Here is a 14631-nt window from a genome sequence, read left to right as displayed (position 1 = left end):
GTTTTGAATTGTGGGCTGGCCAGGTTGCGTGCCTAGATCCTGAAATCTGTCCACCGCGCCCGAGTCTAGCCACTGTCGAGGCTCGGCGATATTGCCCTTTGGGGAATCACGGATCGAAAAATTTTGCAGTATGGCCAAGACGCGTGCATCACATTCTGCTAATACAACGCAGCGTGTGGGGGCAGGCTTATGAATCGGGGCCGCGATCGGGAAGGGCGACTGCGCCTGCCTGCCTTACGGGCGGCCGCGCTAGCGCTGCTTGTTTTCGCCAACGTTTCAATCGCCCAGGCGGGCTCGGCGGATCACGTTCCCCGCATTCTGTTGCTATACCCCTATGACGAACGGATAGCCGCGACCAATATCGCCGGTGAGGCAATGCGCACCGAGCTGCTTCAAGCGCGGGCCGGAAAGATCGACATCTTTTCCGAGTTCCTCGACCTGTCGCGGTTTCCTGAACAAGCTCATATCGCCCGAATGGCGCAGTATCTCGCCGAGAAATACGCCGCACGCACCCCGGACGTCATCATCGCGCTCGGCGAGGAGTCGGCGCGCTTCATCGTCGACCACCGGAGCGCCGTCGCGCCGGCCGCCAAGATTATCGCCGCCGGGTTCGATTCTGCCACGGCGGAAAAGATGGGCATGCCGAACGACGTGATTGGGGCGTTCACGTCTTTCCATATCGCGAAGACGGCGGAAATGGCTCGGCGTCTGCAACCGGACGCTCGCCATCTCTTCGTCATCGGTGGGTCTTCGGATTTTGATCGCAAGTGGCTGGCGGCGGCCCACGCCGATTTAGAGGACTTCTCCAAAGACTACGACACGACCTATCTCGAGGACATGACGATCGAGGAACTGGTCGCGCGGACGGCGCGGCTGCCTGCCGACAGCATCGTTCTCGCATTGACGGTCTTCAAGGATCGAACCGGGCGGAACTTCATACCTCGCGAGGCGCTCAAGCAGATCGCCGCAACAGCCAGCGCGCCGATCTACGGTCCTTACGAGACCTACCTCGACTACGGAGAGGTCGGTGGAAGCACCGTCACCTTCGCGTCGCTCGGGCGGACGGCGGCGGACCTTGCAATCGAACTCGTCGACAACAAACCCGTTTCCAGCGTCGAAACGCCCCAAAATTTCGTCGCGGATTGGCGGCAGCTCAATCGGTGGGGGCTGAAGCAGGCGAATCTCCCGCCGGGCACCCTTTTGATGTTCAAGGAACCGGGTCTATGGGAGCAGCACTGGCTGGCTTGCCTTGCGGCGATCGCCGTCGTCGGTGTTCAGGCCATCGTCATCGCAGCGCTCCTGCTGGAGCGGCGGCGTCGACACGCAGCCGAGCGCAGATCGCGCCTTCATCTCCTCGAGGTCGTACACCTCAATCAGTCCGCGACCGCCGGAGCGCTGTCCTCGGCGGTCGCGCACGAACTCAATCAACCGCTCGGTGCCATCCGCATCAATGCGGAGGCGGTGGCGATCATGCTTCGCAGCGACAAACCGGACCTGGCGTTGATCGAGCAAATTCTGTTCGACATACAAGCCGACGATCAGCGTGCCGGCGACATCGTTTCCCGGATGAGAGGGATGCTGAAGAAAAGAAACGAGATCGACTGGCAGGAGTTCGATCTCAACGACGTGACGTCCAGTGCGCTCCGCATTCTTCATGGCGAGGCCGAACGAAGGGGCGTCGAGGTGAGATCAACGCAGGAGCCTGCGGAGTTGCCGGTGCTGGCGGACAAGGTTCACCTTCAACAGGTCATCCTCAATCTTGCGACCAATGCGATGGACGCCATGCTGGACAACGCGGCGGCAGAAAAGATCGTGATGCTCGCGACACGACTGAGGAGAGACAAGGTTGAAATCTCTGTTTCGGATACGGGCAAGGGAATCCCGGACGAGCGTCTCGCGAGCATTTTCGAGCCGTTCTACACGACCAAGCCCAGCGGCACGGGCCTCGGACTGTCGATCGCCCGCGCCATCGTCGAAATGTACGGCGGTAGCATCTCGGCCGGGAATTGCCCGGAGGGTGGCGCGATATTTCGCGTTTTGCTGCCGCTTCGCAGAAAACAGGTGATCTGATGGGACGGACCATCCACGTCGTGGACGATGATGCGTCCTACAGAGGCGCGATCGTCAGGCTGCTTTCGATATCCGGATTTAACGTCGCCCCGTACGAGTCCGGCGATCAGCTTCTTGCCCTGCTGCCGGGCGCTGAGCCAGGCTGTATCGTGCTGGACCTGCAAATGCCGGGCATTCACGGTTTAACTCTACAGCACAAGATCGCAGAGTTAGCGCCCCTTCTTCCGGTCGTGTTCCTGACGGGGCAGGGAGACATCGGCACCGGCATCGGCGCGATGAAGGCCGGTGCCGTGGATTTTCTGGAAAAGCCAGCCTCCAGTTCGACTTTGCTGGCGGCGGTCGAACGGGCTTTGAACCAGTACGACAGCAGACTTGCCGAACATCAACGCCGACAAATGATTCAGACCCTGGTGGATAGCTTGACGCCACGCGAAGCCGAGGTCTTTGCGCTGGTCGTACATGGTCACCTGAACAAGCAGATCGCGCACGCATTGGGGACATCGGAGCGGACGGTGAAGGTTCATCGCCATCGGGTCATGGAAAAGCTGAAAGTGCGGTCCTGGGCCGAGGCGGTATCGCTGGCCAGCCGTATCGGGCTCGTCGAATAAGATCGATGCCACCAGGCCCTTCCCTTTGGTGCAATATCATCGGGGAGGAGAGAAGGCTAAAGTCCCAAAAACGGCCGATCTCTCAATTCAACCAGACGAGCGTGAGATGGAGAACCTGCGTCGTACTGTTGCTGTTGTCGAGGATGATGCAAGTATGCGCCGCAGCGTACACCGATTGCTGAACGCCTCCGGCTTTCATTCGATCGAGTACGCGTCCGCGGAGGAGTTCCTACGACGGGATCAGGCGGTCAATCCCGATTGCCTGATCCTCGACATAGATCTTGGCGGAATGTCGGGCATCGACCTGCAACGCAGTCTGAAGGACGCCGGATCGTCGCTTCCAGTGATCTTCATAACTGCGCTTGATGAAATCGCGTTTCAAAAGCAGGCGGAGCGACTGGAATGCATCGCCTTCTTTCGAAAACCTTTTCAAGCTTCGCTGCTGATCGCAGCGATCAAAACTGCGCTGGGTGACTGATCTAATTGATCGCCAACTGCGACGGATGACGCCGCGCCAAGGAGCAGGCGCAAGATGCAAAGCCAATTATCGACAAGTCGCTCTTGCCGACTTCAATGTGGACGGGATCAACGGGAGTCATTGAGATGGTCATCACTAAACTTGCCTATTTCGTCATTCTCACGAGCGGTGTTTGTTTCGTATCGGGAGGATTGCGTGCGGAGGATGCGAGGCCGCATGTGCCGCTGGAGAAGACGATAGGAGCCGTGACGCCCACGGGACCCGTCCCATCGTTGGCCGTCATCAATTCGGCGGGCGCGTCGTTGGACAAAGACAAGCTGACGCTGACGGGCGTCTCCGCCAATGCGATCGTTTTCGCGGACCGCCCGATCCGCGCCGCGGGTCACGTTGCCACGGAACAGTTTATCATGCAGTGGGACGATGGAAAGAGCAGCTTCGCCAAGGATCCACCGAACGCCACCGTCTCTGTTCTCGGGGGGGACGGGTCGAAGGTTAGCGATGCTGTGGTCACCTTGAGATCGCCGAAGCTGGAAGGCAACAATCTCACGTTCGAGGTCTCGATACTGGAAGGCAGCCTCGACGGCAGTGGACCGACGGCCGTCTTCATCGACGATTTCAGCGAGGAAAGCCGCGGTTCGCCGAAGGCTGGAGGGGCACCGCGTGCCGCCGACGACCAATCGCCCCAGCGCACCTACTGGCACGCGCCAGTCCTCCACGGCGCTTGGTATGGAAGCGCGCTGCCGAGCATCGCCTCGGAGGCGACATTTGCAGGTACGGCTCCGGTGCAAGCTCCTCCCACTCCGTGCGTTGATTCACCTTACCAGGTTTGCTACTAATCGTTACACGTGCAAATAGGGCCGAGTCGCACGCAGCCGAAAATCGAATCCAGGGGAAGCCGCATCAAGTCCGGCCGACCCTGCCGCAGTGTGGTTTGTCCGGGACACCATCCCAGTATGGTTGTCACCTTAACAAGGCTTGGGACGGTCGCAGACACCGAAGATTATGGGGGACTTCGAATTAATGGCATTGATTCTCAAAACAGTTGCGCTGGCGACGTTTGCCGCGCTGGCGATTGCGGCACCGGCACTGGCCGCCGACGCGGTCACTCCGACAGAGCAGGCTCCGCCAGCACCGCTGGTCGACGGATGGAAGTATCAGGCGTCGATCTATGGTTGGGCGACAGCGCTCAACGGCGACGTCGGCATCCGTGGCCTGCCGCCCGCCCACGTCGATCTCAGCGCCTGGGACGCGATCCAGCATCTGGACGGGGCATTCGCCGGCTCGCTGATGGCGAACGACGGCACCTGGCTGCTGTTTGCCGATTTCCTGTATGCCAAGGTCAAGGCCGACTACGACTTCAAGCGCTCGTCCGGTTCCGGCGACTTCGAGCAGGAACAGATACTGTTCACGGCGCTCGCCGGGCATCGCATCCCGCTGGCTGTCGAAAACCTGCAGCTTTTCGGCACGATCGGCCTGCGCTACCAGCACTACAAGGCGACCCTCGACATCGATCCCGAGCGCTTCCGCTCGATCAGCCGCAGCGGTTCCAAGGACTGGGTCGATCCGGTGATTGGCCTATACGCACATTATGATTTCACGCCGAAATGGTTCCTCGACGCCATGGTCGACATCGGCGGCTTCGGCGTCAGCTCGCACTTCACGACGCAGGATACCGTCGCCGTCGGTTATAACTGGAACGACCACATCTCGTCGACGCTCGGCTATCGGGTGCTCTACACCAACTACGACAAGGGTGGCTTCAGCTACGACGCCACCCAGCACGGCATTATCTCGAGCGTGATCATAAAATTCTAAACTGGTGAACAAGCGGAGCTTATCTCGTGACGGTATCTCAGGTGAGACGCGGCTCAGATGATCCCGATGCAAATCCGGAGGCCCGCCCTCCGGCAGGTCTTGCCTGGGTCCCTGGCCGCACATTCAATATGGGTTCCAACAAGCATTATCCCGAAGAGGCCCCGGTGCATCCGGTCACCGTCGATGGCTTCTGGATCGACATCACTCCAGTGACAAACAGACAGTTCGCCGCCTTCGTCAAGGCGACAGGACATGTAACGACCGCTGAAAAGACTCCTCAGGCCGCAGACTATCCCGGCGCTCGGCCAGGCATGTTGAAGGCGGGTTCCTTGGTCTTCACTCAGCCTCGGGGGCCGGTCGTTGGTTCGGACATCCGGCAATGGTGGACGTTTAAATTTGGCGCGAACTGGAAAAGACCATACGGCGGGCTCAGCAACATAAGAGGCAATTTCGATCATCCGGTGGTCCATGTTTCCTATTCCGATGCGATCGCCTATGCGCATTGGGCGGACAAGGACCTTCCGACTGAGGCCGAGTGGGAACTTGCGGCACGCGGCGGGCTCGATGAAATGGAGTTTGCTTGGGGCAGCGAGCTTACGCCGGACGGCATTCTGATGGCGAACACATGGCAGGGGACGTTTCCAACGTCTTCGACGAAGCCAAGGGGCAGCGATCGGACGTCCCAGGTCGCAAGCTATCCGCCAAATGGTTACGGCCTCTACGACATGATCGGCAACGTCTGGGAGTGGACGGCGGACTTCTGGTCGACACGCCATTCGCAGCCGGCGGCGCATTCCTGCTGCATTCCGAGCAACCCTCGCGGCGGCGCGCGTGAAGCGAGCTTCGATCCGCGCGAGCCAAACATCCAGATTCCACGACGCGTCTTGAAAGGCGGATCGCATCTCTGCGCGCCAAACTACTGTCGACGATACCGGCCCGCGGCCCGGCACGCCGAGCCCGAGGACACGTCGACAAGCCATGTCGGCTTCAGATGCGTCCGTCGCGAGTGACGGGTTGAAACGAAGTCCAGAGTTAGCTGATAGAAATCACAGAGGGGAACTAAGCATGCGAAGCAAACTAACCATTATCGGGGCGGGGGCGCTTGTCGCCTTTCTCGGCCTCTCCCTTATCGCTCGCGCCGACACCATCAGCTATGCGGACGCCGTCACCACGCTTGCCAAGAGCTGCGGCGAGGACATCAAGAAGGTCTGCAGTGGCCTCAATCTCGGCAACAACGCCATCGCCGACTGCCTGCAGAAGAATTCGGCCAAGGTCTCGCCAGCCTGCACCTCGACGCTTGCGGGCGTGATCGCTTCGATCAAGCAGCGCCAGGCGGCACAGATTGCCTACTACACGGTCTGCAGACGCAACATGGCCACCACCTGCAAGGGCGTGAAGGGCGACGGCAACATGCTGTCCTGCCTCATCAAGGCCGAGCGCATGACTGGACCAAAATGCACCCAGGCGATCACCGACGCCGGTTGGCGTTAAGAGGGAGGAGCGAACATGTCTATTCGTAAGATCAGTGCTGCGCTCATTGGCGGCATCATGCTTCTGCCCGTTGCAGTCTTGGCCCAAGAAGTATCGCAACAGCGGATCATCACCACCCTCGACAATGCCGGCAAGGTCGCGCCGAAGATCGATGTCGAGCTCCTCAAACAGCAGGCGGCGCAAGATCCGGCCGGAAGTGCGGCAGGCCTTCCGGACTGGGCCAAGCTTGCCCAGCTCTCCCAACTGGTCGTCGAACTGAACTTCGTCAACAATTCCGTCGCGATGGAGCCCGAGTCCTATCGCACACTCGGGCTGATCGCCGATGCGCTGCATCATCCAAACCTGGCGCGGTATTCGTTCCTGATCGTCGGACACACCAGTTCCACGGGCGACGCCAAGCGCAATCTGCAACTCAGCGAAGATCGTGCCAACGCCATCAAGCTCGCCTTGTCGACGACCTTCGCCATCAAGCCCGAACGCCTGTTCGCAGTTGGAGCCGGCCAGGAATATCCCATCGACGGTACAAACCCCGCATCGGCCGTCAACCGCCGCGTCCAGCTCTTCAATCTCGGGCTGCTGAAGTAGTCTCAGTATCCGGCCTCCGATCAACTGGGGAAGAAATTAATGATCAAGCTGATAGCGAGCATAGCGGTCTTAATGGCCTTGGCGATACCCGCCAAGGCCCAGGAATCCAGCGAGGCTCTGGCCAAAAAGCTATCCAACCCCATCGCCTCGCTGATCAGCGTTCCGTTCCAGTTCAACTACGACCACGGCTACGGACCGAACAATGGCAACAGGGAGACGCTGAACATCCAGCCGGTCATCCCGTTCTCGCTCAGCGAGGACTGGAATCTCATATCCCGCACGATTGTACCCGTGATCTGGCAAAACGACATCGCCGGGCCCTCGGGATCGCAGTTCGGTCTCGGAGACACGACGCAGAGCTTTTTCCTTTCGCCCGCCAAGCCCGGAGCGGGCGGATTTGTCTGGGGTATCGGTCCGGCATTCCTGATACCGACCGCGACTGATCCGTTGCTCGGGAGCGGCAAGTGGGGCGCAGGTCCGACGGCGGTGGTTCTGAAGCAGGACGGGCCGTGGACCTATGGTGCCCTTGCCAACCACATCTGGTCGTTCGCCGGACAGAGCAACCGTACCGATGTCAGTTCCACCTTCCTGCAGCCGTTCGTCTCCTACACCACGAAGGATGCCTGGACGTTCGCGCTGAACACCGAGTCGACCTATAACTGGGAAACCCACGACTGGGCGATCCCGATCAATCTGACGGTCTCCAAGCTCGTAAAGGTGAACAAACAGCCGATCAGCCTTCTCGCCGGATTACGCTACTGGGCCACGGCCCCTGACAGCGGACCGAGTGGTCTCGGCGTGCGGGTGGCGGTGACATTCCTGTTTCCAAAGTGACCGAAGACCATCCCGATCGCACCGATCCGATGGAGTGACGACTTCGATACGCCTTTTCCAGTCGAGTCGATCATGCCGATCATCTCAGCACTCGGCAGTATGCGCGATTGGTCGATGGGTGGGTGACTGCAATTGGGCTAAGGCGCGAAGACTACGGCACGCACTCGCTTCGTCGCACGAAGGCAGCAATGATCTACAAAGCGACGGGCAATCTTCGTGCAATCCAGATCGGGCATACCGAAATCGAGAACACCCTGAGGTATCTTGGTGTGACATCGAGGATGCGCTGGAACTAGCAGAGCATACAGAGATTTGAGAGAGTGCGGCCCCGCAGCAAGCGAGGCCGCGCCTTTTGGGAAAAAAGTTTCCGGTTTTAGCAATTTGACGAAGCTGCTATGCGCCCATAGGTCGCCGGTGGTCAGCTTCCGGATCGCGCCATTTGCGGACATCGGTTCGCGTTCTTCGATCGCCTATCTTGACGCGGCATATCCGCAACGCGAATTCTGCCACCGAACATTTCTCCTTTTTGTGCGTTTGATACTAACCACATTCAATTTGCAGGTTAGATGAACTTTATGGCCCGCTCTTCGATTATTGCTATTGGGGCGTCGGCCGGGGGCGTTGCTGCTCTGCGCGAACTGGCGGCGGCGCTTCCTGCGACTTTGCCCGCACCGATCCTGGTCGTTCTGCACATTGGTGCGAACCGAAGTGAACTGCCAGCGATCTTGTCTGCGGCAGGTCCCATCCCCGCAAATCATGCTGAGGACGGCGAAATAGTAAAGCCTGGACACATCTATTTAGCACCACCCGATCGTCACTTGGTTATAGATGGGGGACAACTACGCCTGTTAAGAACCCCAAAAGAAAACTGCGCCAGGCCGGCGATCGACCCGCTGTTCCGGAGCGTCGCTGAACACTATGGGCCAGCCGCAATCGGCGTTATACTGACGGGTAATTTAAACGACGGGACGCTGGGTCTTTATGAGATCAAGCGACGAGGCGGGATAGCCATCGCACAGGATTTAGACGACGCCCTTTATCCCGAAATGCCACAAAGCGCCGCCGCGTATGTCGAACTGGACTATTGCCTGTCACTCGGGGCCATACCGGGATGTCTGTTGAAGCTGGTCGAGGGAAAGGAAGGAGAGGAAGGGTCAATGTTGGAAACTCCTTCTCAACTTGAGCATGAGCAGGGACCTGAGATCGTAGGAGGACGAACATTCGATCGGCCGCTAACGGTTACCTGTCCCGACTGCGGCGGCGCGCTTAAAAAGTTCGAAGAAGCATCGATCGTCAAGTTCGGCTGCCATATCGGCCACACCTACACGGCCGACATAATGGCTTCGGCGCAGTTCGAAGAAATGGAAAAGGTGATGCGCGCAGCCGTAAGGTTCCTTAACGAGCGCGCCGAATTCTGTCTTCAAATGGCCGAATACACTCACTCGCCCCATCCCGATATTTCCGCGAAGTGGCATGCCGCGAGCAGGCAGGCGTTGGATCGTGCGTACAAGCTACGCGATCTAGTCGAACAGGACTGGCTGACCCCTGAATCCTCTACTGAGCTTCGCTTCACATCGACGCGCGCTGCAAGCTAAGCGATTTTGGACGATTCTCACCGAGCCATCAGCAATGGCTCGACAGCACCGTTGCGATTGCCCGCTCGAGGTCGCCAAGCTCGTACGGCTTTCGGAGGGTGACTTCATTGCGATACCCATCTCGGAAGCCCTCTGCCCCGTAACCAGTTGCGAACATGAACGGGATATTCCGCTGGCGCAAAATATCTGCGACTGGGAACGACTGGTTTCCTGAAAGATTGACGTCGAGTATCGCGATGTCAAGCTCGGCTTGCCGAGCAAGCTTCAAAGCTTCATCAATACGAAATGCCGGCCCAACTACCTCATGCCCCATTTCTGTGAGTAAGTCTTCCAGCAGCATCGCGACCAGGGCTTCATCCTCCACGATGAGAATCCGTATCGCTCGTTGTTTTGTCATTATGCCCCTTACCACTTCGCCTTCACGGCATCGGTGCATCGATCTCGCACATCACCCCCGACGGCTCGTACGTAACGCTCACCGTGCCGCGGAGTTCCTGGGCCAGTGCACGCTCGATAAGCCTAGAACCAAAACCTTTCCGTGTTGGTATGGTCACTGGAGGACCACCGCTTTCTGACCAAGTAAGGTTCAAACGCCGGTCCTGACCCTTGCCAATAAGCCGCCAGACGATGACGACCTGACCTGCATCACAAGAGAGCGCTCCGTATTTCGCGGCGTTGGTGCACAATTCATGCAGCGCCATTGAGATCGCCAACGAGGCGCTCGGCCCCAGCCGGACATCGGGACCCTCGATGAGGAAACGGTTGTCTCCTGCATGGGGATTGACCGTGTCGGTGACAATATTGACAAGGTCGGCACCATCCCAGCTTTCGCGGGTCAGGACGTCGTGGGCCTTGGCCAGGTTGATCAACCGCGAACCAAAAGCATGCCGCGCTTCCTCCACCGTCGTTGCTTGGCGAAGGGTCTGGGTGGCGATCGATTGGATGACTGCCATTGTGTTTTTCACACGATGATTAAGCTCCCCGATGAGGATTTCCCGATGCTGCTCGCTGCGCTTGCGATCGGTAACGTCTTCGATCGCCACTAGGATCAGCTCCTCCCTGCCTCGTTCCTGTGGCAATCGGCTTGCCGTGAGCAACATCGATCGGTGTCCGCCCACCCGAAAATTTTGTTCAACCTCGAAATTGTGGATTTCGTCGTCTGCGGATAGGACTTTGTCGAGAAGCGCCCGAAGCGGCGGGTTATTCCATTCGCCGGTTCCAAGCTCAAAGATCAGGCGTCCCTTTGGTTCTCCCTCGAACACTGCAAAGAGTTCGCGGAAGGCCCTATTGGCTGTCACGACAAGCAGATCGTGGTCCAGCACCAGTAATGGATGTTGGACCGTTCGAACGATGGCTTCGGAATATTTACGAGCGTCGTTGATCGCGTCGGCGTCGCGCTTTCGGTCAGTGATATCCTGGAACGTGATCACCACGCCCGCGATGCGATTATCCTGTGTGCGGTAGGGAAGCATCCGCCGCAAATACCAGCGGTCGTTATCGCTTGGTACCTCGACCTCGATAGCACTCAAATTCTTCAGAACTGTCTCTGCGTCCAGCAAAAGATTTTCATCGAAGAACTTTTGCGCGAAGGCTGAAATCGGACGGCCGACATCCGATGGCGCAAGATCGAACAGGTCCTTGATGGCTGGCGCGAACCATCGAATGCGGAACGTCTCGTCGAGAAACAATGTGGCTGTTTCCGATCCCGCCAGGAGATTGTTAAGATCGTTGGTCGTACTTTCCAACTCGCCAATCTTATGTCGAAGCTGGCTATTTACGGTATTCAGCTCCTCGTTGAACGACTGCAGCTCCTCCTTCGACGTTTCGAGTTCCTCATTGGTTGACTGAAGCTCCTCGTTCATTGAGGTCGCTTCCTCATTCGAGGCCTTCAATTCCTCGTTGGTGGTTTCCTGATGTTCGATCGTGTTCTGCAATTCGGCCCGCGTCGCTTTCAATTCTTCGATCAGGGCGCGTTCACGCGCGGATGCGTCTTCTGTGGCATCGAGGACAGGTGTCCGAATAAGATCAGATCGTGGCAGAGCGGGCACAAAACTCACGAGAAGGAAGGAGGCCCCCGGGGCGGCACTTGGCAGGGGAGTGACTGTCATCGTGACCGATGCTCCGGGCTTGTCATGCATCAGAGCATCGACCGTCACGCTCCTATTCTCTCTCACCGCTTCTCGTATCGCGGCGCGAAGCGCTGGGGCCAGCCCAGCACGCGCCATCATAAGCAAATCCCTGGTCGGTTCGCCTGACGGATGCTCCAGATACTCCCTGGTCGTCCCATGGAAATACAACACGCGCGCCTTTTCGTCGATCAGCACCGATGCCGGGGCGAAGCGGTCAAGAAGCGCACGTCGCGCCAGTTCCGCGGCCGGGAGATTTGGCTCAGGGGGCGGCGTCGATTTATCCATCGGTTGAGATCCAGTTGATCGGAGCGTGGGTAGGTAGTCGATGGGATGATGGCGTCCTGTACCGAGTTTTCGGTAAATCCGCCATTTCTTGGATTCGGTTTCGAATAACTCCTCTTGCCGCCCGATCGTTTCGGCATTGCCTAAAAAAAGATGCCCGCCTGGACGCAGCGCAAAATGACACAAGGTGATGATCCGCTGCTGCGACTCGGCGTCCAGATAGATCAGCACATTGCGGCAGGTCACCAGGTCCAGCCTGGAAAACGGGGGATCGCGCAACAGGTTCTGCGGCGCGAACACCACCATGTCTCGAAGCTCCTTGCTGACCTGGAACGTACTATCGTGTTTTTCGAAGAAGCGTTCCAGGCGCTCGGCGGACAAGGCGGACATGGCAGCCGACGGATAAGTACCCACTCGCGCCTTTCCTAAATTCTCTTCCTGCGCGTCAGTCGCAAACACTTTTAGTTCGAACCGCTTTCCAGCCGCCTCAGCCAACTCCGTTACCAGCATGGCGATGGAATAGGCTTCCTCTCCGGTGGAGCAGGCAGGCGTCCAGACACGGATCGCAGCGCCAGTCTCACGCTCCTCGATGATCGGGGCGATGACAAGTTCGGCCAGAGCCTTCCACGCGTCGGCGTCACGGAAAAATTCGGTAACGCTGATCATCAGATCACCGGCAAGTGTCGTGAGTTCATGCGGATTGGCTCTAAGTTCTTCGACATATCCGTCCAAGGTGTCGATATTTCTCAGCCCAAGCCGACGATGGACACGCCGCCCGAGCGTCGAGTGCTTGTAGCCACGGAAATCGTACTCGCCGCGGGCGCGCAACAGTTCAAGGACAGTGCTCAACGTTACCGGGCTCTCAGATGAACTGGCGTCCATTGCAGCGGGATGCATGACGTAGCCATGTTTTATAAAGGCAATCAGAGCCTCAGGCATTTTCTCGGGAGGAAGAACGTGATCGGCCAGGCCCGCCAAAATCGCGCTCCTTGGCATTCCGTCGAACTGGGCGGTCTCCGGCGCTTGCACCAGGCTCATCCCGCCTTCGGCACGGATTTCCCTCAGACCCTCTGTCCCGTTGCTTCCCGTTCCGGAAAGGACGACGGCGATCGCCCGTTCTCCCTGGTCGCGAGCCAGTGAACGGAACAGCACATCGACCGGGTGGCCAAACGATGCCGAAGGTTTTGCGAAATGCAACTGGCCGTCTCGGATGTTCAAATCGGAACCGGGAGCTATGACGTAAACATGGTCTGGCGCGATTATCATTCCGTCTATTACCTGAGCAACCGGCATACCCGTATGGGCGCTCAGTACGTGCGCGAGTTCGCTCCCACGCGATGGGTCAAGGTGCAACACGACCACGAAGGCGCAGCCGTTGTCAGGGGGCATCGCGGCAAAGAATTGGCTGAGCGCCGTGATTCCGCCTGCCGATGCACCAATGCCGATAATGGGAAGCCCTGAATTGCGATCCGCATGCTCGTCACCCTTGCCGTCGTTCTTTTCCACCAAGCTGTTGTGCGTCGGGTTCGCCTTGTAATCCCTCCGCAACTTCTTAATCGAAGGATTTTTAGCCATATGCGTACCTTGCCAATCCGCACGCGAGCCTCACGCGACTGTTGAGCCCCTGCTTCGCAATTTCACGAAGTTCACCGAGCAATCCGGCCAGATTACTTTCCCGCACGCAACTTACCTACAATTTTTCTGCAACTACAAACTAACGCTCTGGCAGCGCTATTCCAGTACCACCTTTGGTTTGGTTACCGACTGTTCTGAATAAGACGGTGGTCAGAGCTACCATTTCGGGCCTTCATGGTCGCAACCCATCTTGCTTGAGCGGGGCTCGCGCGACGTGGCAGGCCGATCGGGAATCCGCTCAGGTCCACTGAGGGCAGATATTGTTGATTTAGTCGGTGCTTGATTGGCTTTGCTCCTCGTGATTCACTCTCATTGTTGCTTCGAGAGGAGAGCGCAGCGACGATGGGGATGCAGGCAGAACCTGTCCGATTGTTCTACGACTTTTGCCTGAACGATCATGTTCCCGGTGATCACATGCTGCGGCACATTGATGCTCGGACTCGACGGTAGGTGCCCGACCATTCGACCTTCTCGCGCTATCGGCATGGGCGCTTCCGTGACAGCGATCTTCTCCGTCATCTGTTCGAGACCGTCGTGAGGCGATGCATGTCCGAAGGCTTGGTCGGCGCAAGGACAAGAAGATCACGCCGCATATTCCGGTCTTTGACAAATCCAACCGCACCGATGGCACATTCTCGCGTGCCGACTTCACTTTTGACGCGGATGCAAATCATTACGTCTGCCCGGCCGACAAGCTGATGGTGCAATTCAGGCGCAGCTACGACAAGCCGCCCAAACAATTACAAGAACAAATTGCCTCTTCGCTGGGAGCGAGGGCGGCGGAGAGACATGGGCGACGATCGCCACACTTCTGCAGACGGCAAAATGAACGGTGTCGATCCGCTCGCCTGGCTATCCCTGACCCTGACCCGCATCGCAAATCGCTGGCCAGCCTCAGACATTGAGCTGCTCATGCCGTTGAACTTCACCGCTGACGCTATCGGCTAACCGCTCACGATTGACTCAATCTTTGGAGCCGAGCCGCTTTCTCCTCAATTCAGGGGTCGGGTTTGGGGCCAATTCCGGACCTTCGCCCCAAGGCGTCGCGTGTCCGCTTTCGGGGTAGGTTTCCTTGCACCGGGCGGCGGTCCGCTCTCGGCCCCATGCCG

Annotated in this window: 12 protein-coding genes and 2 pseudogenes; 12 read left to right on the top strand and 2 right to left on the bottom strand. The window is 58.4% G+C overall.

Translation table 11 applies throughout. The annotated features are described in order from the left end of the window. Positions 1 to 189 precede the first annotated feature (189 nt). From CPY51_RS10250 to CPY51_RS10195, 11 genes and pseudogenes are all read left to right on the top strand, one after another. A complete protein-coding gene (locus CPY51_RS10250) occupies positions 190 to 2070 on the top strand; it encodes a sensor histidine kinase (protein ID WP_111160138.1) in 1881 nt (626 codons plus the stop codon). Further along, entirely contained in the window at positions 2070 to 2678 is a 609-nt protein-coding gene (locus tag CPY51_RS10245) for a response regulator transcription factor (protein WP_111160137.1), read from the top strand. Before CPY51_RS10250 ends, CPY51_RS10245 begins: the two co-directional genes overlap by 1 nt. 106 nt (positions 2679 to 2784) lie before the next feature. Continuing rightward, positions 2785 to 3156 (top strand): response regulator transcription factor, encoded by a 372-nt coding sequence (locus tag CPY51_RS10240; protein ID WP_111160136.1) that lies wholly within the window; start codon positions 2785 to 2787, stop codon positions 3154 to 3156. Between the two features lie 125 nt (positions 3157 to 3281). Next, positions 3282 to 3992: a hypothetical protein gene (locus tag CPY51_RS33340; protein WP_244598574.1), complete on the top strand. Its 711-nt coding sequence runs from the start codon at positions 3282 to 3284 to the stop codon at positions 3990 to 3992. Between the two features lie 184 nt (positions 3993 to 4176). Beyond that, positions 4177 to 4971, top strand: a complete 795-nt coding sequence (locus tag CPY51_RS10230; RefSeq protein ID WP_244598573.1) for a hypothetical protein — start codon at positions 4177 to 4179, stop codon at positions 4969 to 4971. A 41-nt stretch (positions 4972 to 5012) separates the two neighbouring features. Next, positions 5013 to 5981: a formylglycine-generating enzyme family protein gene (locus tag CPY51_RS10225; RefSeq protein ID WP_244598580.1), complete on the top strand. Its 969-nt coding sequence runs from the start codon at positions 5013 to 5015 to the stop codon at positions 5979 to 5981. A gap of 55 nt (positions 5982 to 6036) precedes the next feature. Further along, on the top strand, positions 6037 to 6462 hold the full coding sequence (locus CPY51_RS10220) for a hypothetical protein (RefSeq protein ID WP_111160135.1): 426 nt from the start codon (positions 6037 to 6039) through the stop codon (positions 6460 to 6462). 15 nt (positions 6463 to 6477) lie between these two features. Next, positions 6478 to 7047, top strand: coding sequence for an OmpA family protein (locus CPY51_RS10215; protein ID WP_111160134.1), 570 nt, complete (start codon positions 6478 to 6480; stop codon positions 7045 to 7047). A gap of 39 nt (positions 7048 to 7086) precedes the next feature. Continuing rightward, positions 7087 to 7881, top strand: coding sequence for a transporter family protein (locus CPY51_RS10210; protein ID WP_195909495.1), 795 nt, complete (start codon positions 7087 to 7089; stop codon positions 7879 to 7881). 47 nt (positions 7882 to 7928) lie between these two features. Then, positions 7929 to 8197 (top strand): annotated as a pseudogene (locus tag CPY51_RS10205) (tyrosine-type recombinase/integrase); the annotation flags it as partial. Positions 8198 to 8447: 250 nt separating this feature from the next. Further along, entirely contained in the window at positions 8448 to 9476 is a 1029-nt protein-coding gene (locus tag CPY51_RS10195; protein ID WP_111160132.1) for a chemotaxis protein CheB, read from the top strand. A 28-nt stretch (positions 9477 to 9504) separates the two neighbouring features. Here the strand turns inward: CPY51_RS10195 and CPY51_RS10190 are convergent, their stop codons facing one another. Together CPY51_RS10190 and CPY51_RS10185 are read right to left on the bottom strand one after the other, a co-directional pair. Then, a complete protein-coding gene (locus tag CPY51_RS10190) occupies positions 9505 to 9873 on the bottom strand; it encodes a response regulator (protein ID WP_111160177.1) in 369 nt (122 codons plus the stop codon). Between the two features lie 22 nt (positions 9874 to 9895). Further along, entirely contained in the window at positions 9896 to 13276 is a 3381-nt protein-coding gene (locus CPY51_RS10185; protein WP_244598576.1) for a CheR family methyltransferase, read from the bottom strand. Positions 13277 to 14255: 979 nt separating this feature from the next. Between CPY51_RS10185 and CPY51_RS10175 the strand changes: the two are divergent. Next, positions 14256 to 14470, top strand: a pseudogene (locus tag CPY51_RS10175) (transposase domain-containing protein); the annotation flags it as partial. Positions 14471 to 14631 lie beyond the last annotated feature (161 nt).

Origin of the sequence: Arminella tubonensis (genome assembly GCF_003240585.1) — a bacterium.
Lineage (GTDB): Bacteria > Pseudomonadota > Alphaproteobacteria > Rhizobiales > Rhizobiaceae > Rhizobium > Rhizobium tubonense.
This window is presented reverse-complemented; position numbering and strand designations above follow the sequence as displayed.